Genomic DNA, 18,123 nt, shown 5'->3' on the forward strand with positions numbered 1-18,123 from the left:
GATGTCTCAAGCACTCGTGTGGTATGTCAGTTATGGGTCGAACATGCATCGTGACAGGCTCGCCTGTTACCTGCAGGGCGGCCGTCCCCCAGGTGCCTTCGTCACCTATCCCGGCGCGAGGAACACCGATCCGCCGTTGGCGGAGATGGGCATCGAACTTCCCGGATCCATCTACTTCGCCGGCAGCTCCACCGTGTGGGGCGGTGGAGGAATGGCCTTCTACGACCACCACGCACCGGGACCCACCCCGGCCAAGGCCTATCTCATCACCGCCGAACAGTTCGCCGATGTCGCCGATCAGGAGATGAATCGGATACCCTCGGCGGCCAATCCGCTGGAGACGCTGGCCTCCGAACTTCCCGTCGGCTCCGCCCGCTCGGTGGGGCCGGGCAAGTACGAGACACTTCTGGTCCTCGACCGCAGAGATGCGATCCCGATGGTGACGTTCACCGCCCCGCACGGATCTGATGCGGTCCCCCACACCATCCCCAATGACCCGTACGTGACGATGCTGCGCCTCGGCGCCGAAGAGGTCAGTGCTGTCGCAGAGATGCCCCAGCTCGCAACTGCACAAGTGTGAGGTCGAGCAGGGGCGTCGGGACACCGAGGCCAGCCGCCGTGCTCGCGAGGTGTCCGAGGATGTGCTCGGTTTCACTGGGCAGACCCGAGGTCACGTCACGGTAGAGCGATGAGGTGAACGCCGACCCTTCGGCGGTGAGCATAGACAGTGTCATGTCCCTCGCCTTGGCCGAAACAGGGTGTCCGCCCGCGGCCGCCACGGCCTCGAGTTCATCAACGATCCTCACGATGTGGGCCTGGCCACCAGCGGCCATGATCGCTCCGACCGGGGCTCGGAACAGGCAGGTGACGACTCCCGCTGCTGCGATGAAGATCCATTTCTCCCATAGCGCGGATGTTATGTCGTCCAGGATCTGCAGTTTGTAGCCGGGAACGTCAAGCGCCTGGGCAATGGTCTCCGGAACGACTCCCCCGTCGAGGTCGCCGATAGTCATGACGGCCAGATCTGTCATCTGGTGGATGGCTCCGTCCTTGATCGTCCCGACGATCTTGACCAGACCGCCCAGCACCTGTCCGGGGAACTCCTCGACCAGCCGGTCGATCTGAGCCATGCCGTTGAGGAACGGAATGATCATCGTGTGCTCGCCGACGGCGGGCCTGATGTCGTTGAGGATCGGTTCCAGGCCGTTGGCCTTGACTGCGACGATCACCAGGTCGAAGGGGGCCTGGTCGGTGCCGTCTGCGGCGAGTTCTGCCGCAGTGAGGACGGGAATGTGATTCGTCCGGTCTTCTCCGGGGGCGACGAAGCGCAGCCCATCGGCGCGTATCGTCTCTGCCCGCGCGGCGCGGACCAGGAGTGTCACGTCGCGGTCTGCTTCGAACAGGCGGGTGCCGAATGCTCCACCGGTCGCGCCGGCTCCGGCGATGAGTATCTTCACTGCGTGTTCTCCCATGTCAGTTGGATTCCTTCGTTTTCATACTGCTGGCCTTCTCCCTGCTGGCCCTCACAGTGCTGGCCTCAACCGGCTGGGTTTCACAGTGCCTGCTTGAGTTCCGCGGCTGCGGCCGCAGGGTCGTCTGCCGCGGTCACCGCACGCACGACGACGGCGCGCCGCGCACCTGCAGCTTTAACCTCGTCGAGGCGCTGGCCTGCCGAGATCCCGCCGATCGCGAACCAGGGTTTGGTGGCGATGGAGGCGAGCGCACGCAGGGGGTCAGTGCCGATGGCGGGTCTGCCGGGTTTGGTTGGGGTCTCCCATACGGGGCCCAGACAGAAATAGTCGATCTCGGGGTCCGCCTCGGCGGCCTCGGCATGCGTGATCGAATGGGTCGATCGCCCCAGGATCACATCCGGGCCGAGGACCGCGCGGGCCTGTTCGCTGGTGAGGTCCCCTTGCCCGACGTGGAAGACATCGGCTCCCACGAGGAGAGCCACATCCGCACGGTCATTGACGGAGAACAGTTTCCCGTGACGGTGGGCTGCCTCCCTGAGCACTTCGAGTGCTGCGATCTCGGCGCGTGCCTCGAGGCCTTTGTCGCGCAGTTGGATGATGTCGACACCACCGGCATAGGCGGTGTCGAGGAATTCGGGGAGGTCCCCCTGGGCGCTGCGGGAATCGGTGCAGACATAGAGGCTGGCTTCGCGAAGTCGCTCCAGTCGTGCGGCTCTGTCTGCGATCTTGTCTGTGTCTCGGACTGCGGCGTCCATTGTCATATCTGCGACCATGCTCCTAGAGTAGAGGAGTTCGCGGGAGCCTCATAAAGAGGCTGAGAGGGCTTTGTGCCGACCGTTCAACCTGATGCGGGTCATGCCGCCGGAGGGAGAAGCACGTGCACGTCGTCATTGTGGGAGCCGGAATCATCGGCTTGTCCACTGCCTGGAAGCTGCGTTGTCGCGGCGTTGGCGTGACCATCGTCGATCCGGATCCCGCCATGGGTGCCTCCCATGCTGCGGCCGGAATGTTGGCCCCGGCCGCCGAGGTGGTGTGGGGTCAGTCTCCCCTATATCCGCTCATGCGTGCCTCAGCAGACCTCTACCCAGGTTTCGCCGCCGATCTCGCTGCAGCCTCGGGTCATGAGCTGGGGTATTCGAGCGCCGAGACGTTCGTCTGTGCCGGTGACCGCGCCGATCTCGCCTCCCTGCGTGAACTCGTCGATCTGCAGACCACCGCCGGATTCGACGTCTCCCTCATCACCGGATCCCGGGCCCGCGAGCTGGAACCGTCCCTGGCACCGGGGGTATGTGGTGCGGTGATGATCCCCGGAGATCATTCGATCGATCCCCGACGCGTTACCGGTGCACTGCTCGCGGTGCTGCGTGACGATATCGTTCGTGTCCGCGTCGACGCCCTGATCACCGAAGCCGGCCAGACACTCGGAGTGGAACTCGAGGATGGGACGAGGCTGCGCGCCGATCAGGTCGTCGTGGCCGCGGGCAGCGCTTGCAATGACATCTCGGGCGTTCCCCCACTGCCGCTGCGCCAGGTGTGGGGTGAGGTGATCAGGCTCCGTGCGCCTCAGGCCCTGGCCCCGCTGCTGACTCGCACGATCCGTGGTCTGGTCAAGGCCCGCCCCGTCTACATCGTGCCTCGTCTCGACGGTGAACTCGTCCTCGGGGCCACGAGCCGTGAGGACGGGCGGTCAGGGACCAACGCCGGTGGCGTCCACCAGCTGCTCCGAGATGCCGAACGCCTCGCCCCGGCCATCCTCGAGGCCGAGATCACCGATATCACCACCCGCGCCCGGCCGGGCTCACCCGATGATGTGCCGATCATCGGACGCATCGACCCCGGCTGTGTCATCTCCACCGGGTTCTTCCGCCACGGGATCCTCCTCGCCCCACTGGGTGCCGAACTCAGCGCCGACCTCGTGTGTGAGCGCGCACCCCAGTCTGGGCCTCCCGGGGTACTGACCGCAGTGGGACCAGAACGCTTTCACTCATCAACCACCATCCGGCAACCAGCAGGGAGTCATCCATGACCGACACGATCACTATCACGCTCAACGGCGAGCGCCATGCACTCGCCGGACCTACCACCGCTAGAGACCTCGTCTCCAGCATCGTCGACAAGGAACTCACCGCCGAGGGCATTCCCGTCGACGGCAGCCGCCTGGGCATCGCCGTCGCCGTCGACGGTGAAGTCATCCGGCGCGGACAGTGGTCGGACTTCACTCTGCGCGAGGGCCATGGAGTCGACATCGTCACCGCGGTACAGGGAGGCTGACATGACCTGGAGCGTTGACGACGTGACTCTGAACTCCCGACTCGTCATGGGCACCGGTGGCGCCAGTTCGCTGAGCATCCTCGAACAGGCCCTGGACGCGTCGGGCACCGAGCTGACGACCGTGGCTCTGCGCCGCTATGACGGACAAGCCCGCGACTCGGTGTTCGCCTTGCTGCAGAGCCTGGGTATTCGCATCCTGCCCAACACTGCCGGATGCTATACCGCCCGGGATGCTGTGCTGACGGCCCAGTTGGCTCGGGAGGCGCTCGAGACGAACTGGGTGAAGCTTGAGGTCATCGCCGATGAGGAGACTCTGCTGCCCGATCCGGTGGAACTGTTCCGTGCCGCGGAGGAACTAGTTCTCGATGGCTTCACGGTCTTTGCCTATACGAACGACGATCCAGCCTTGGCCAAGCGGCTCGAGGATGCTGGGGTGGCCGTGGTCATGCCTGCTGGGGCTCCGATCGGCAGCGGGCTGGGTATCCTCAACCCCCACAACATCGAGACGATCGTCAGCCGTGCCCAGGTGCCCGTGATCCTCGACGCTGGGATCGGCACCGCCTCCGATGCTGCTTTGGCGATGGAGCTCGGCTGCACCGCCGTCCTCCTGGCCTCAGCCGTCACCCGGGCCCACGATGCCACCGCCATGGCGCGAGCGATGTCCCTGGCTGTGGAGTCCGGGCTCCTCGCCGCTCATGCCGGTCGCATCCCGAAACGACCATTGGCCTTCGCCTCGTCGACATTCGACGGGATGGTGACCCCGGCATGAGCGTGGCGAGCAATCCGGGCCCACTCGTCGAACCGGTCGATTGTCTGAGCCCACGGGAACTCGACCGCTACGCCAGGCATCTGAGCCTGCCGGGAATCAGTGTGCTGGGACAGCGGAGGCTTCGGGCCGCTTCGGCGCTGGTCATCGGTGCGGGTGGACTGGGGGCACCTATCCTGCATTACCTGGCCGCGGCCGGGATCGGGTCGATCACGGTCATCGATGACGATGTGGTCGAAGCCTCGAATCTGCAGCGTCAGGTCCTTCACCGCGATGCCGATATCGGGCGAGCCAAGGTCGCTTCCGCCCGTGATGCCCTGCTGCGTCTTGATCCGGAACTTGTGGTCCACACGATGTGTGAGCGGCTGCGTCCTGAGAATGCTCTCGAGCTCTTCTCCTCCCACGACCTGGTCCTCGACGGTGCAGACAATTTTGCGACCCGATACCTGTCCAATGATGCCGCCGAGCTCACCGGCACACCGCTGATATGGGGCACGATCTTTCGCTTCTCGGGGCAGGTCAGCACCTTCGTCCCCGGGCAGGGGCCGATGCTGCGTGACCTGTTTCCAGACATCCCCGAGGCCGACTCCGTGCCCAACTGTGCCGAGGGCGGTGTGCTCGGGGTCCTGTGCGGCACCGTCGGTTCGGCCATGGCCACGGAGGCCGTGAAACTCATCTGCGGAATCGGCACACCGCTGATCGGGCGCCTTCTGCGCTATGACGCTCTGGAGTCCGATTACTCCACACTTCGGTTCTCACCGGATCCTGATCGTCCGCCGGTCACCGACCTAGCCGAGGTGGCCGTTGCCTGCGCTGCTGCCCGTCCGGGACCCGATGGTCGGGATCCGGACCGGGCGGAGGAGATCAGCGTCGACGAATACCGGGCTCACTCCTCGGGTGTTCTTCTCATCGATGTGCGTGCTGACTGGGAGCGGCAGATCGCGGCCATCCCCGGCTCCGTTCACCTGCCGCTGGGCATGCTGCAGATCGAGGGGTGGAGTGCGGTGGAGACAATCGCTGGCCACCGGCCAGTCGACATCGTCATCCATTGCAAGTCAGGGGCTCGCTCCGGCCAAGCCGTGCAGCTCCTCCATGATTCGGCACCGGGTTCCGTGCGCCTGCGGTCTCTGGCTGGCGGCATCGATGCCTGGTCAGCCTCGGGGCAGGAGACGGTTCAGTCGACGGACCAGACCATGGCGCCCGGCGCTCATCACATGTGAGTGCATCCTCTTTGCCACGGGACGCAGCAGGCGAATGGGCATGCGCCGAGTCGTGACACACCACACGGAGCTGATCGTTGTGATCGGGCCCATCTGCTCCAACGTCCACTCCCCGATCCCTCTCAGGTCACCGCTGGCGAAGAACTTCACGAAGTTCGGCGGGTCGGTGTCCTTAAGTTCGATGCCGAAGCTCAATGTCACACCGATCGGACTGTTGACCTGGATGTCGGCACGGCTTCCGGATGCGGTCCCCTCATCGACGGGCACCGCCACTGGCAGGCCCGGCCACCATTGCGGCCACGACTCAATATCGGAGAGCACGGACCACACATCGGCCACAGAGGCATTGACCCTCCACTGGTTCTCAAAGTGGAAGGGCGCTGACTCTCCGGCATACGATTGCACGTGCCGATGAGTATGTTGCTCGTGTGCATGGGTCATGGGTCTCCCGATTATTGTGAGTCGGCGGGCGCCGACTCAACCGTTCTGACTCGACGGTAGTGTGGAATGCGTGAATGAGGAAAGTTTCATCAGCTCCCGTCGGCCCTCGCCCTTAGGTGGACGAAAGCCGACGAAGGACGACCTCGCTGAGTTCGCCAATGACAGTCCCGACGCCATCGATGATGTTCTGCCCAAACATCCGGGTGAACTGTCGATGCTCATCGTCGGAATCAATCCTGGTCTGTGGACGGCCGCAGTCAATGCGCCCTTCGCTCGACCGGGCAACCGCTTCTGGCCGTCTCTGCATCAGGCAGGTCTGACTGATCACCTCGTCGATGCTTCCCTGGGACTCGCTGTAGAAGACGAGGCTCAGCTGCTGGCCCGCGGCATCGGCATCACCAACCTCGTCGGACGGGCCACTGCCCGGGCGGATGAGCTGGACAGGCAGGAACTGCGAGACGGTGCGGCCAGGCTTGTTCACCGCCTCGATGAAATCCGCCCCCGAGCCGTTGCGGTCGCTGGGATCACCTCATTCCGGATCGGATATTCACAGCCCACGGCCCACCTGGGGCCACAGGACACGTCCCTCATCGAGGGGTGGCCTGAAGACATCGCGCTGCATGTCGTGCCCCAGCCCAGCGGACTCAATGCCCACTACCAGGTTCCGGACTTGGCGCGGATCTGGCGTGGAGTGTGGGAGAGCATCGAGGACTGAGCTCCTGACCTGATGCGGCCGTGAGCGTGCGTTTCTAGCGCGGTGGCGCGAAATGTTCCCGACAGCGTGCGACATAGGATTCGAGACCGCCGATGTGGCTGGCGTCGATATCCGTGGCACGGGGTTCTGAATCTTCGGCGATGAAGCCAGGCGTACCCACACGTTGGTGGAACACGGCATCCCTGCCGCAGATCGTGCACACGGCCGTCAGTTTGAGAACATCCTCGGCCACCGCCATGAAAGTCGGCATCGGTTCAAAGGGTCCACCGTCGAATGTCACGCACAGGCCTTCGACGATGACTGTGGCACCACGTTCCACCAGTTCGAACACGGTCGGCACCAGGTCAGGGCCGAAGAACTGAGCCTCATCGATGGCCACCAGATCAAAGTCATCGGCACGGGCGACCTCGGCAAGGGACTCGACATCACCAACAGGCACGGCGGGAATATTGATCCCATCGTGTGAGGTGATCGCCGAGAGATCGGAACGGGTATCGAGAGAGTGGCTGAGGACAAGCACCTTGACCCCAGCGATCTTCGCCCGCCGGACCCGGCGCATGAGCTCCTCGGACTTGCCTGAGAACATGGGGCCGGCAATGACGTCGAGGCGTCCTGCCGACCGCGGCGAAGCAACGGGAATCATGGGCATGTCGACAGCCTACGCCGCGATGCTGTCGACCGAAATGGTTCACTGAACCGAAATGAGCCATAGGACCGATTTGGTCAGTCCAGGCAGAACTCGTTGCCCTCAGGATCGGCCATGACGATGAATCCAGACTCCATCGGCGGGCTGGGATCAACCCTCTCCAGACGCTGTGCCCCTAGGCTTTGCAGGCGCTGACTCTCCGATTCCAGCGCATCCATCCGCTCGGGGTTCTGCAGACCGGGAGCCGCACGCACATCGAGATGGACTCTGTTCTTGACGGTTTTGCCCTCGGGAACGATCTGGAAGAACACCCGTGGCCCGCGTCCCTGCGGGTCCTCGATCGCGGCGCGGTAGTCCTCCGGCTTCATCTCGATGCCGCGTTCCTCGATGAAGTTCTGCCATGCGGCAAAAGGATCGTCACCGGCATCAAGCCTGACTCCCGGCGGACCGGGTATGACATACCCGAGGACATCTGCCCAGAATGTGGCCTGCTTGACCGGGTCGCGACAATCGAATGTGATCTGAACTGCTCGGCTCATCGTGTCTCCTCATTGAGATAGTTCAACCAAGGCTACCTGCTCTTGCAGTGGTGTCACTGCCCGGTTCGACCGTCGATGCATTCACACAGCAGGTCCGCATGCCCGCAGTGTCTGGCGTACTCCTCGAATCGGTGGATCTGGAGCTCCCTCACCGCTATCTGCGACTGTCCGATGCGGGCGCCCAGATCCTTATGCTTGGCCATCTCAGCATCGGTGAATGCCTGTCCGGCTTCGAGATCTGCCGCCCAGTTCTTCGCCAGCATGTCGGCATCGGCCCTTGATGTTTCGAATGCCGCATCGAGTCCACCATAAAGTGAGGGCCTCTGGCCGTCGTCTGTGATCCAGTTGCACCAGTCTCGTTCAACCTCGGCCATGTGTCTGAGCAGGCCCAAAAGCAACATCGTCGAGGGTGGGACCGACCACGTGGCCAGCTGCTCAGCCTCGACTCCCTCGCATTTCATGCGCAGGGTGAAGCGGTAGTCGTGGATGAACTCGAGCTGAGTCTCGGCCTCGCCGTCGGGACTCGTGCCGTCTGTATTGCGTGGATCATCGTCGGGGTCAACCCACATATCGGGGTAGACGGTGGCCTGGGTCCGTCTGTTCGGGGTTGTGGACATATAGGCATTCTGCTCGCCCAGCGCCCCGGTGACCAGGGTTCTGCAGAAATTTGTCTCCGGGTTGCCGCGAAGAGTTCGTAACCGCACGACGTCGGCTATGACGAGTGCGACCACTGTTTTGTCAGCGGAAACAAACTTGGCACATCCTCGCGGACTGTCTGACCGAAATTCAGTGCACCACCGAAGAGCTTCTCAATGGCATTGACCACATGGAGAACGCGGTCTCTGGACAGTGGGGGCAGCAGTTCGCCGTGTTTGAGATAGCCCTTCAATGAGCCCGTTGCCGCCGTTTTCAGACCGAGTCGTCCGGCGATCAGCCAGGTGACGCATTCGGCTTCGAAGCGTGCCTGTCGTCCGTCGATATCGGTGTTGCTTGCTGTGATTCCCAGCTTGGGGAATGCTCCGCGGTGTCCGGCGTAGACCCGAGCCAGCTCATCGAGCACATGCGCCAACATCACGGTCGGGCTCTGAGTCTTCGGCAGACGCGCGAGAGCCAGGCCCTTTCGGTGAAGGACATCCATGACGAGACGGTGCCCGTCCCACGTCGGTGCCCCCACTGCTTTGAACGGGTTGACCGCGGAGTCAGGGACGGGAGGCCCGTGTGTGTCTTCGACGTCATAGACGAAGCGCACCGGCGCGAAAGGGTGAAGGACGATCAGCGCCACAGCTTCGTCTTTCAGCAGCCGGCCGTATTTCTGCTGCCAGGCGTGCTCTGTTTCGACGAAGATCGCTCCGGCATTCTGTTGTGCGATGAGGGCCGCATTGAACGCCGCGATATGCGGAAATCTGCGGACGAAACCCAGCAGCTCGTCCCATGGCATCACGGACCTGTGGCTGCCGACTTCGGCGTACAGTGCATCAAACGAATTCACGTTCTTATCCATGACCTCACGCTACGACGCGGCACTGACATGGCCGAGATAGTCGGCGTCAGATATGGTCGTTGAGCATTCTCGGGGCTAGCATCGAGTCGGGGACGAGCCGCGATCTCTCAGCAACACCGTGGTCCCACACACGTTCAACCCAGGAGGACTATATGACCGATGGCGACCGCAATCTGACGATTCACATCGGCCATGACGAACTCGTCATCCGCCAGCGGTATCAGGTGCTGAGCATCGTCAACGATGTCCTCATCGGCATTTGGTTCCTCATCGGCAGTTTCATGTTCTTCTCCGACAGATGGGTATTCACAGGAACCTGCCTCTTCGTCCTCGGCAGCCTTGAGATGCTCATCCGACCGGTCATCCGCCTGATCAGACATGTGCACCTGCAGAAGATCCGCGGACCTGAAACCCCGACTACGGACGCCACTTACGACTTCTGAGTCGCCCGGCCCACGCACCCCGGCCGTCGAGTGGGGCAGGTGCCAGGTGCGGACGGAACCGGTCCGCTCATCCTGCCGATGGGACTACCCCGCCACCTCGGCCCTCACAGAGACGACCATCGTCCAGAATCAGGACGCGATCCGCTGTCTCTGACGCCCATCGCCCATCGTGGGTCGTGGCCAGGACGGACCCGCCTCGGCGAAGGAAGTCCGTGATGAACATGTTCAGCCTGTCGATTCCCCTACGGTCTCTGCCCAAGGTCGGTTCGTCGAGGAGGAGGATCCGCGGGCTCATGATCAGTGCCGATGTCATCACCAGGTCCTTGCGGAGGTCGATGCTCAGATCATAGGGATGGATCTCGCTCACCGTGCCCAGCTGAGTCTTCACCATCGCTGAGGTGACCGCTTCCTGGCGTTGGGCGCGGATCGCAACCCGGTCGCGGCGTCGGTGCGCGGGCAAGGGGACAGCGTACATGAGCTCGGCGCACACGGTCGCGGCCGAGAGCTGACTGCCGGGGTCTTGCCCGACCCAAGCAAGATGCCGTGTCCGTTCGTGCGCCTGCGTTTCACCGAGGCTGACCGGAGATCCGTTGTCATCGACGGTGATGATGCCCGATGTTCGGGAGCCGGGCCCGAGTAGGCCCGCGAGACTGCGCAGGAGGGTGGACTTCCCTGCCCCGTTGGATCCCATGATTGTGACGTTCTCGCCGGCTGCGACGTCGAGGTCGATGTCGTTGACAACGGTGGCACCGTCGCGAATGACGCTCAGCCCGCGCGCGGAGAGTGTGAGTGGTGCCGAAGCCGGTGGTCGAGCACTTTCCGAGAGTCCCTGCCCATGTTGCTCAGGGCACCGGGTGTCCCAGATTCCGCAGCGTTCAAGTTCCTGGGCCGACAGACTGGTATCGGTAGTGATCAGCCGACCTGAATCCAGAATGCTCAGCCGATCGCAGGCTTCAGCCACCTCGTCGAACTGATGGGCTGTGATGAGAACCGTACCTCCGGCGGAGCAGAAGTCCTGCAGCACTGTGGCGAGGCGCTGCCGAGTATCCGGGTCCAGGGACAAGGAGGGCTGGTCGAGGACCAGCAGAGAGGGGTTGAGACTCAGCAGCCCGGCCAAGGCCACGAGCTGCCGTTGACCACCGGACAGAGTGTCGAGGCGTCGCCCCCACAGATCGCCGATGTCAAGCGAGTTCAAGGTGTTGCGTGCATGCCGTTCGACCGTTGTGACTTCGTCCCCATGCAAGCGCCCGGACAGTTGGACCTCATCGCCGACGAGGCTCGTCATTCCGCTCAGTTGGGCCTCGGGGTCATCGCCGAGCATGACGGCAGTCCCCTCGAGGTGGATGCGGCCGACGCTGGTTCCACAGTCGCCCAACAAGCCGGTGATCAGGCGCCCCAGGGTGGAGGTGCCCGAGCCCACCGCGCCTAGGATCGCATGCATCTGCCCTCGTGCCAGACGGAGGTCGATGTCTGTCAATGCCGCGAAGGCGTCGCGGCGGTAGGTGAAACCGGCTCCGATCAGTTCGAGCGGCATAGACTCAATCACCCCCGATCAGTTGGTCGGCTGTGGGCAGTGGCAGAACACCTGCCACGGAGCACACGACGAGGACACAGGTCAGGATAGGTGCACCACGGCGCAGGACCCGTTGTCCGGGCCCGTCGTGGTGGTCCTGCAGTGACCTCACCGACATTGATTCTCCAAGGCCGCGCTGTACGAGCACATCGTGGCGCTGCTCGACCCCGATGAGGACGGAGGTGAACAGGCCGGTGACGATGCTCGGGAGCAATCGTGTGCGGACCATCCAGCTGCTGACGTTCCACCCGCGACTGGCCCGAGCCTCAATGATCTGCTGAGTGCGCGTTCGGATGAGTGGAATGAGGCCGATCGCCGAGGCGCAGATATAGGCCACCGAGGAGGGCAGCCGCAGAAATCGCAGACCGTCGAACAGGCGGGCAGAGTCAGCGCCGAGGCCGAAGTATGCGCACAGGGACACGAGGGCGGTGACACGCAGCCAGATCTGAACGGCGATTGCCAGTCCTTCGACGGTGAGCCGAGCAGGACCGTACTCCCACAGCACGGTCACCTCGGCACCTGGATAGAACAGCCCTTGGACGACGCTGAGGACGAGCAGCGTCGGCAGGCTCAATACACAGACCCCGAGCGTCCATGAGTGCAGCCTCACAGCGGGTGAGGCTGCCGCGGCGATGAACGCGGCACCGATGATGGTGATGGGCACGACCGGGGATGGGATGCCGAAGACGAGCAGCAGAGAGCATGCGAGGACGATGATCTCAGTGGCTGGGTGCCAACGACGTGTGGTCTGCCGTTCACGGTCGGAAACAGTCGCTGTCACTCAGCCGACCCGCGCCGGCTCACGGAAACTGCGCGAAAGACTATGGTCAGTGAACGGGTATCGGTTGAGGATACGCCGCGGCAGGGTGCGCACGATGACGTAGGCCAGAGCGAAGATGAGTGCCTTGTCGATGATGTCGGAGAACAGGCTCTGGGCCATGGTCGCGTTGAGCATCTCCAGGCCTGCTGCCTGCAGGATGGCCACAACACCACCGGTGCCCGAGCCCAGGCCGCCCCCGAAGACGTAAGCGGCCACGGGTGCCCCGAGTAATCCGGCCGGGATTCCTGCCAGTGCCCCGGTGATGACGGCGAACCAGGGGGTGCGGAAGGCTCCGAGTCGTGCCGCCCATCCTGCGGCTGCGCCGATGAAGGCCGCTCCAGAGCTGAATGCGATGACGCTGGGGCTCAGGGTGACTCCCCAGATGAGGTTGGAGATGATGCCGGTGAATGCTCCGGCGGCAGGACCGGCGAGAACACCGATCATCACGGTCCCGATGGAGTCGAGGTAGAGCGGAATCGGGGTTACGTTGCCCACAACTTGCCCGATGACGATGTTGGCCGCGATGGCGACGGGGATGAGGGCGAGAATGCTGCGCGGGATGAGCGGCAGGGTGCCGGCTGCGAGGAGAACTCCCCCGGCCAGGTAGCCGAGCATGACCCACAATGTTGTGTGTCCCAGATCAGTGCCGAGGTTAGCCGGTTGGGTCAGGAGGACCGCGATATAGGTGCCGAGGATGATGAGGGTGCCGAGGAAGGTCAGTGTGAAGGGAATTGTGTGACCCTTGGTGCTTTGGTTTTGTGCGGGACCGACGGTGTGCGTCGGCCCCTGCCCAGACTGTCTGGATTCAGTGGTCATGATGGGGTCCTTTGCTCAGTGTCTCGCCGAGGTGGTCGAGGAAGGTCTGTGCGTCGATCGTGCGGATGATCTCAGCGTTGACGCCCTTCCCCCACCGTCCCAGCCAATCGGCGACGGTTTCGCCACGTGTGAGTTTACCGGTGAGTTCGACGTCGACGGGTGCACAGATCGTCGTGGCCCAGGGCAGTGTGCCTCGAGTTCCGTTCGCTAACGGTTCGCTGCTGCCCGCCGAGGTGGCTGTGGCCTCGGTGCTGCGTGCCCATTCGAGGGCGCAGGCGAGGACGAATGGGTCATGGATGTGAGCGATGTAGCCCAGGCCGTCCCATTCGTGGAATTCGAAGTAGAAGCGCAGAGCTTCGGCCATCTGAGCCAGCCAGTCCCTCCATTTCTCTCCTGTGACAAGCACCTCGCTGGTCTCGTCACGGGGCCCCAGCCTCTCGTCACGAGGCGGCGTTGCCTCATCATGGGCCGCCCGCGCTCCGTCGAGGATTGCCTGCAACCGCGCGGGAGTCATCTCAAGAGCCTCGGTGGCTTCGATGGGGGCGATCACCGGCAGTGCCTGCAGAGCACGCTGGCGGTGAGCCTGGTCGAAGGAGGCGATGACGGCCGCCGTCGCCTCGGGGTCGAAGGTGACGTTCCATTCGGTGGTCGGGAGCGTGTTTCCGCGATAGTTGAAGGCACCGCCCATGATGAAGAGTCGCCTCATCAGGCTGGGCAGTTCAGGCTCGAGAGCAAGGGCCAAGGCAAGGTTCGTGGCAGGTCCGATGATGACTCCGATGAGCTCTCCGGGATGGGACCGTGCCGTGTCGACCCAGGCCTGAGCAGCGTCGATGGGGCTCAGCGGTGTGCTCGGCAGTGGAAGCTGAGCGTATCCGGACCCGGTGGGTCCGTGGGTGAGGTCGGCGTACTCGGGTTCAGCACGAGGCGAAGCCGCAGACCGTCGGTCGGCATCGGCGGGTGGCCAGGCAGAGGGGAACCTGCTGCCCGGATGGATGGGGATGTCCCTCCGTCCGGCGAGTTCAAGCCAGCTCTGAACATTGGCACTCACCTGTGCGGTGGACACGTTGCCGCCTGAAGCTGCGATTCCGATGATGTCGACATCGACTTGGCACAGCAGATAGCCGAGGGCGATGGCGTCATCGATTCCGGGGTCACAGTCGAGGAACAGCGGCAGGCGTGCAGGCATGTGCCCTATTCTGCCGGAGACTCGCCTCTGTCTCTCACCAGCGACTCATTCGCACCCAGTTCGGGCACGGTTGTGTCGAGCCCCGTCGCACGAACTGGCAGCACAAGTAGAAGATCCTCGCGGGCGGCTCATTGATGCCGAACTCCTCACGTAGGTCGACGGGTTCTGCGGATTCGAACCCGGTGCCGATATCCGCACCGAACGCGGCACCGGTGATCCACGGGCGTGATGCGAACGTGTAGGCGTTGTTGAATACTTCGCAGTCACAGCAGCAGGCGCCCATACTTCCCAGGCGTTCCATCAGCGCGGTGGCCCTGGGTGCGGTGCGGTCCCGAAATGTCTGGGCGAAGCGATGTGTTCCGTCGCAACCGAATTCACCGAGCTGGCGGAAGACGTAGCAGACCAGGCACTCCCCCTCTCGCGGTGTGAGGATGCGAGCTGAGGCTGCATCGACGATGGTTCTGACTTCTGATTCCATGGTGTCTTTGTCCATGCGGCAACGATTCCAGACGGCACTGACACAAACTGACGCCAAAGCCTACTTCTGAACTAAATCTGTCCTATTCGTGCTGATGAGGCACGTGGTCGATGCGGTGCGCATAGAATCGAGGCCATGAACATTCTTGTCATCGGTGAGGCTCTCATCGACATCGTCAGCTCGGCGGGGGCACCGGATCGCTATGCCCCCGGCGGAGCGCCGGCGAATGTGGCCCTCGGCTTGGGGCGCCTGGGTGCCGATGTGGAGCTGCTCACTGATGTCGGAGATGACTTTCACGGCGGCTTCCTGCTTGCACATCTGCGGGAGTCGAACGTGCAGGTGCACACGCGCCCTACCGGTTCGACCTCGACGGCAAGGGCGCTGCTGTCACCGGATGGTTCTGCCGAATATGATTTCGCGCTGCGCTGGGCGCCGGATCCCTCTGTGGTCGACGACGGCAGGTGGTCGGCGATCCATGTCGGTTCGATTGCGGCTTTCCTCTCCCCCGGTGCCGCGGTCGTCGACGCTCTCCTGGAGCGGGGGCGCCAGTCCTCGGCGCTCCTGTGCTTCGATCCCAACATCCGACCCACCATCATCGGAGACCAGGAGCAGGCGCTGGCTCGGTTCGAGTCAATTGCCTCACGGGTGGATGTCGTCAAGCTCAGTGACGTCGACGCGGATTGGCTCTATCCCGAGCTGAGCCCCGATTCTCAGATTGAGCGGATTCTTCACCTCGGGGCTTCACTGGTGGCACTGACCTGCGGGTCGGAGGGATCCTTCATCACCACCGCCTCGGCGAGGGTGAGCGTTCCCGCGCGCACAGCCAAGGTGGCGGACACGATAGGTGCGGGAGATTGCTTCATGTCCTCGCTGGTGCACGACCTGCAGGACTCTGGTTCACGGCTTGATGCGATGAGCGAGAGCGAACTCAGACAACTCGGTGAGAATGCCTCACGGCGCGCCGCTGTCACCGTCTCTCGGCCCGGAGCCGATCTGCCCTGGGCCAGCGAGGAAGGCACCTAGCTGCTCGAGCACGATTCGGTGCCCATTTCGGCTGCCCTCGATCATGCCCTGACCGACGAACGACACGACCTGGTCGACGATCGAGACACACGTCCCCACCGGGACGTCGGAGAAGGTCCACGTGATCATGGCCGTGCCGAGAACCTCTTCGCCGGACCACACGGTATCCGTGTGGACCACATACGATTCCGCCTCAACACGGATATAGGACATCGCGGCGGAGAACTCCAGTCGCTCCGGGGATCCACACCTGTAGCGCGCACTTCCACCCGTTCTGAAATCATCGTGATCGTAGACGAGACCATCGCCTGCGGGAACTCCCCATTGCTGCCGTGTCTCGGTGTCGGCGAAGGCCGCCCAGACGTCCCTGCGGGGACGTACGATCTCAGTGCTCAGATACAGAGTCTCGGTCATCGGATGCATCGTGGGCACCTCATTCTCCGGAGAGGACGATGCGATTGCTGCCAGGGTCTCCCACCTGCAGGATCCGCTGACCTCCGCCTGACTGCGGGCCACCGTGATCGATGCCGGCTGCGCTGAGTCGATCGGCCAGAGCATCGAGGCTGGTCTCCTGGATGACGATGCTCGAGCGTCCGGCTCGATCGGGCTCGGCCCAGATCTGGACGCCGGCTCCGGGTGCCGGGTGCCATTCGAGCAACCCACTCATCGGTGCGGCGTCGAGTTCTCGGGCGAACAGCTTTGTGTACCAATCCTGTGCGCGCTTCGGATCCTTCACGGTGGCGTTGGCCATGACTCCGGTGAACATGATCGCTCCTTCGAGATCGCATAACGCAGGCAATTGCGTTTTGCAATCACTTCTACCATGCAAACACAGATGCCCGGTTTCTACAAGCATTTGAGGCCATTCAGCCGAACGGCGCCAACGAGAAGCGGCCCCAAGCGAGAAAGGCGAACGCCAGCAGATACGTAACGTCGCCGGCCATCAGCGCCCATTCGCTGCGACGGAAACGAGTCGTTGCCGCTCCCGTCATCACCAACATGAGACCGCAGGCAGCAAGTGGAGACAGAAGGGGAAGAAGCCCAATCAGAGGTGGAACCACCAGACCGATCACACCGATGATCTTGATCGTACCGATGGCTTTGACGTGAGCGGCACCGAAATCATCGACCCAGTGCTGGCTGTTCGCCAGGGACCGGTAGCGCTCCTTGGTGAGGATCAGCTGGGTGGCCCCACCGACCCCGAACGCGATGGCCAGCAGGCCGGTGAGAATCCACAGTACGATATTCATCAGCAAGTTCCCTCTCTCTGGTTTGGAGGTCCGTTCGGGCCTTCACCTTCATGACGAAGCGCGGCACGAAAAGGTAACAGCCATCAGAAAACTTCTTCCGAGCTCGGAATTCGAAGAGCAGCGACCCCACCTCACCGCAGTGGCGACGCAGATCCTCGGCACGCGCACCGACGCCGAGGATGTCGTACAGGAGGCATGGATCCGACTGGACAGGCGGGGCGCAGAAGACATCGAAAACCTCGGCGGTTGGCTGACTCGGGTGGTCGGGCGCATCTGCCTCGACGTTCTGCGCAGACGGACATCACGCGGAGAGACGGCGCTTGATATCTGGGAGGCTGATGTCGTCCTCACCGACGACCACCCTGGCCCAGAAGAGGCCGCCACCCAGTCGGATTCCCTTGGACTGGCCCTGCTGATCGTGCTCGATTCCCTGCGGCCCGAGGAACGATTCGCGTTCGTCCTCCACGACCTCTTCGCCGTGCCCTTTTCTGAGATCGCCACGATCATCGGCCGCTCGAGCGAGGCAGCGAAGATGGCTGCCAGTCGGGCCCGGCGCAAAGTACGCGACGTCCCGGTACCTACGGGCGATCTCACCGAGAGACGCGAGGTCGTCGACGCATTCCTCAGTGCCGCGCGGGATGGTGACTTTGATGCCTTGTTGCATGTGCTCGATCCGAACGTCACTTGGCACCGTTGCTCAATGCGCGGACACACCGTGGAACTCGGGGCAAACGAGGTTCTTGCTGCAGTCAGGCGCGGCGATCCTGGCAAGATCGAGGCCCGACGCATCAGTGTCAACGGCGAGCCGGGAATCTTCGTTTCAACGACGGGCGGTCAGCCTCTGGGCTTGATGTCGTGCACGGTTGCCGAGGGCAAAATGGTCGATATCGTCTCGATCATCGACCCCAGGCGACTGGGGCACATGGAGATACCCTTCCTGCGCGGCCCTTCGGACCGCTGAGG

24 protein-coding genes and 1 riboswitch are annotated in these 18,123 nt (G+C 63.2%); of the genes, 9 read left to right on the forward strand and 15 right to left on the reverse strand.

The annotated features are described in order from the left end of the window. The first annotated feature begins 1 nt into the window (after nucleotide 1). Nucleotides 2-580 carry a histone deacetylase gene (locus INT29_RS03135; protein ID WP_193070703.1) on the forward strand — a complete coding sequence of 193 codons (579 nt, stop codon included), beginning with the start codon at nucleotides 2-4 and terminating at the stop codon, nucleotides 578-580. Here the strand turns inward: INT29_RS03135 and INT29_RS03140 are convergent. After that, nucleotides 534-1,472, reverse strand: a complete 939-nt coding sequence (locus INT29_RS03140; RefSeq protein WP_193070704.1) for a ketopantoate reductase family protein — start codon at nucleotides 1,470-1,472, stop codon at nucleotides 534-536. The genes INT29_RS03135 and INT29_RS03140 overlap by 47 nt on opposite strands. Before the next feature lie 80 nt (nucleotides 1,473-1,552). Continuing rightward, the gene (gene thiE, locus INT29_RS03145; protein ID WP_193070794.1) at nucleotides 1,553-2,233 is read right to left on the reverse strand and encodes a thiamine phosphate synthase; all 681 of its coding nucleotides are present in this window, start codon (nucleotides 2,231-2,233) and stop codon (nucleotides 1,553-1,555) included. Between the two features lie 23 nt (nucleotides 2,234-2,256). Then, a riboswitch (TPP riboswitch) is annotated at nucleotides 2,257-2,359 on the forward strand. Here thiE and thiO point away from each other — a divergent pair. The 4 genes from thiO to INT29_RS03165 all read left to right on the forward strand — a co-directional run bounded on the left by thiO (nucleotide 2,350) and on the right by INT29_RS03165 (nucleotide 5,729). After that, nucleotides 2,350-3,498 carry a glycine oxidase ThiO gene (gene thiO / locus INT29_RS03150; RefSeq protein ID WP_193070705.1) on the forward strand — a complete coding sequence of 383 codons (1,149 nt, stop codon included), beginning with the start codon at nucleotides 2,350-2,352 and terminating at the stop codon, nucleotides 3,496-3,498. Its footprint overlaps the riboswitch before it by 10 nt. Further along, nucleotides 3,495-3,743 carry a sulfur carrier protein ThiS gene (thiS, locus tag INT29_RS03155; protein ID WP_193070706.1) on the forward strand — a complete coding sequence of 83 codons (249 nt, stop codon included), beginning with the start codon at nucleotides 3,495-3,497 and terminating at the stop codon, nucleotides 3,741-3,743. The genes thiO and thiS overlap by 4 nt, the downstream gene beginning before the upstream one ends. A gap of 1 nt (nucleotide 3,744) precedes the next feature. Next, nucleotides 3,745-4,512, forward strand: coding sequence for a thiazole synthase (locus tag INT29_RS03160; RefSeq protein WP_193070707.1), 768 nt, complete (start codon nucleotides 3,745-3,747; stop codon nucleotides 4,510-4,512). Then, on the forward strand, nucleotides 4,509-5,729 hold the full coding sequence (locus INT29_RS03165) for a ThiF family adenylyltransferase (RefSeq protein WP_193070708.1): 1,221 nt from the start codon (nucleotides 4,509-4,511) through the stop codon (nucleotides 5,727-5,729). Before INT29_RS03160 ends, INT29_RS03165 begins: the two co-directional genes overlap by 4 nt. Here INT29_RS03165 and INT29_RS03170 read toward each other — a convergent pair. Further along, complete coding sequence (locus tag INT29_RS03170) at nucleotides 5,661-6,170, reverse strand: SRPBCC family protein (RefSeq protein WP_101569854.1); 510 nt, start codon at nucleotides 6,168-6,170, stop codon at nucleotides 5,661-5,663. The two genes, INT29_RS03165 and INT29_RS03170, sit on opposite strands and share 69 nt — an antisense overlap. Before the next feature lie 70 nt (nucleotides 6,171-6,240). On the opposite strand from INT29_RS03170, the gene INT29_RS03175 reads away from it, so the two are divergent. After that, nucleotides 6,241-6,885, forward strand: coding sequence for a mismatch-specific DNA-glycosylase (locus INT29_RS03175; RefSeq protein WP_219618824.1), 645 nt, complete (start codon nucleotides 6,241-6,243; stop codon nucleotides 6,883-6,885). Between the two features lie 34 nt (nucleotides 6,886-6,919). On the opposite strand, the gene INT29_RS03180 is transcribed toward INT29_RS03175, so the two are convergent. The 4 genes from INT29_RS03180 to INT29_RS03195 all read right to left on the reverse strand — a co-directional run bounded on the left by INT29_RS03180 (nucleotide 6,920) and on the right by INT29_RS03195 (nucleotide 9,571). Continuing rightward, the gene (locus INT29_RS03180) at nucleotides 6,920-7,528 is read right to left on the reverse strand and encodes a thymidine kinase (RefSeq protein WP_101569853.1); all 609 of its coding nucleotides are present in this window, start codon (nucleotides 7,526-7,528) and stop codon (nucleotides 6,920-6,922) included. A gap of 80 nt (nucleotides 7,529-7,608) precedes the next feature. Continuing rightward, nucleotides 7,609-8,070, reverse strand: a complete 462-nt coding sequence (locus INT29_RS03185; RefSeq protein ID WP_101569852.1) for a VOC family protein — start codon at nucleotides 8,068-8,070, stop codon at nucleotides 7,609-7,611. Between the two features lie 53 nt (nucleotides 8,071-8,123). Continuing rightward, complete coding sequence (locus INT29_RS03190) at nucleotides 8,124-8,687, reverse strand: DUF664 domain-containing protein (protein ID WP_193070709.1); 564 nt, start codon at nucleotides 8,685-8,687, stop codon at nucleotides 8,124-8,126. 95 nt (nucleotides 8,688-8,782) lie between these two features. After that, nucleotides 8,783-9,571, reverse strand: a complete 789-nt coding sequence (locus INT29_RS03195) for a hypothetical protein (protein ID WP_193070710.1) — start codon at nucleotides 9,569-9,571, stop codon at nucleotides 8,783-8,785. A gap of 152 nt (nucleotides 9,572-9,723) precedes the next feature. Here INT29_RS03195 and INT29_RS03200 point away from each other — a divergent pair, with 152 nt between their 5' ends. Further along, complete coding sequence (locus INT29_RS03200) at nucleotides 9,724-10,014, forward strand: YrhK family protein (protein WP_101569850.1); 291 nt, start codon at nucleotides 9,724-9,726, stop codon at nucleotides 10,012-10,014. A 67-nt stretch (nucleotides 10,015-10,081) separates the two neighbouring features. On the opposite strand, the gene INT29_RS03205 is transcribed toward INT29_RS03200, so the two are convergent. From INT29_RS03205 to INT29_RS03225, 5 genes are read right to left on the reverse strand one after another with little or no spacing between them, the layout of a single operon-like run. Beyond that, nucleotides 10,082-11,548 (reverse strand): ATP-binding cassette domain-containing protein, encoded by a 1,467-nt coding sequence (locus INT29_RS03205; RefSeq protein WP_193070711.1) that lies wholly within the window; start codon nucleotides 11,546-11,548, stop codon nucleotides 10,082-10,084. Nucleotides 11,549-11,552: 4 nt separating this feature from the next. Beyond that, entirely contained in the window at nucleotides 11,553-12,368 is an 816-nt protein-coding gene (locus INT29_RS03210; RefSeq protein ID WP_193070712.1) for an energy-coupling factor transporter transmembrane component T family protein, read from the reverse strand. Continuing rightward, the gene (locus tag INT29_RS03215) at nucleotides 12,369-13,223 is read right to left on the reverse strand and encodes a histidine kinase (RefSeq protein ID WP_101569847.1); all 855 of its coding nucleotides are present in this window, start codon (nucleotides 13,221-13,223) and stop codon (nucleotides 12,369-12,371) included. Then, complete coding sequence (locus INT29_RS03220) at nucleotides 13,213-14,409, reverse strand: nucleoside hydrolase (protein ID WP_193070713.1); 1,197 nt, start codon at nucleotides 14,407-14,409, stop codon at nucleotides 13,213-13,215. Before INT29_RS03220 ends, INT29_RS03215 begins: the two co-directional genes overlap by 11 nt. Before the next feature lie 34 nt (nucleotides 14,410-14,443). Continuing rightward, complete coding sequence (locus INT29_RS03225) at nucleotides 14,444-14,902, reverse strand: DUF2695 domain-containing protein (RefSeq protein WP_193070714.1); 459 nt, start codon at nucleotides 14,900-14,902, stop codon at nucleotides 14,444-14,446. 120 nt (nucleotides 14,903-15,022) lie between these two features. On the opposite strand from INT29_RS03225, the gene INT29_RS03230 reads away from it, so the two are divergent. Beyond that, nucleotides 15,023-15,910 (forward strand): carbohydrate kinase family protein, encoded by an 888-nt coding sequence (locus INT29_RS03230; RefSeq protein ID WP_193070715.1) that lies wholly within the window; start codon nucleotides 15,023-15,025, stop codon nucleotides 15,908-15,910. Here the strand turns inward: INT29_RS03230 and INT29_RS03235 are convergent. The 3 genes from INT29_RS03235 to INT29_RS03245 form a co-directional block, all read right to left on the reverse strand. Next, nucleotides 15,839-16,324 (reverse strand): SRPBCC domain-containing protein, encoded by a 486-nt coding sequence (locus INT29_RS03235; RefSeq protein ID WP_180958877.1) that lies wholly within the window; start codon nucleotides 16,322-16,324, stop codon nucleotides 15,839-15,841. The genes INT29_RS03230 and INT29_RS03235 overlap by 72 nt on opposite strands. A gap of 19 nt (nucleotides 16,325-16,343) precedes the next feature. Beyond that, a complete protein-coding gene (locus INT29_RS03240; protein WP_193070716.1) occupies nucleotides 16,344-16,676 on the reverse strand; it encodes a VOC family protein in 333 nt (110 codons plus the stop codon). A 100-nt stretch (nucleotides 16,677-16,776) separates the two neighbouring features. Continuing rightward, nucleotides 16,777-17,160, reverse strand: coding sequence for a DoxX family protein (locus INT29_RS03245; RefSeq protein ID WP_101569841.1), 384 nt, complete (start codon nucleotides 17,158-17,160; stop codon nucleotides 16,777-16,779). Between the two features lie 82 nt (nucleotides 17,161-17,242). Between INT29_RS03245 and INT29_RS03250 the strand changes: the two genes are divergently transcribed. Beyond that, a complete protein-coding gene (locus tag INT29_RS03250) occupies nucleotides 17,243-18,121 on the forward strand; it encodes a sigma-70 family RNA polymerase sigma factor (protein WP_319020832.1) in 879 nt (292 codons plus the stop codon). Nucleotides 18,122-18,123: the final 2 nt, after the last annotated feature.

This window comes from Brevibacterium sp. FME37 (assembly GCF_014897485.1).
Lineage (GTDB): Bacteria > Actinomycetota > Actinomycetes > Actinomycetales > Brevibacteriaceae > Brevibacterium.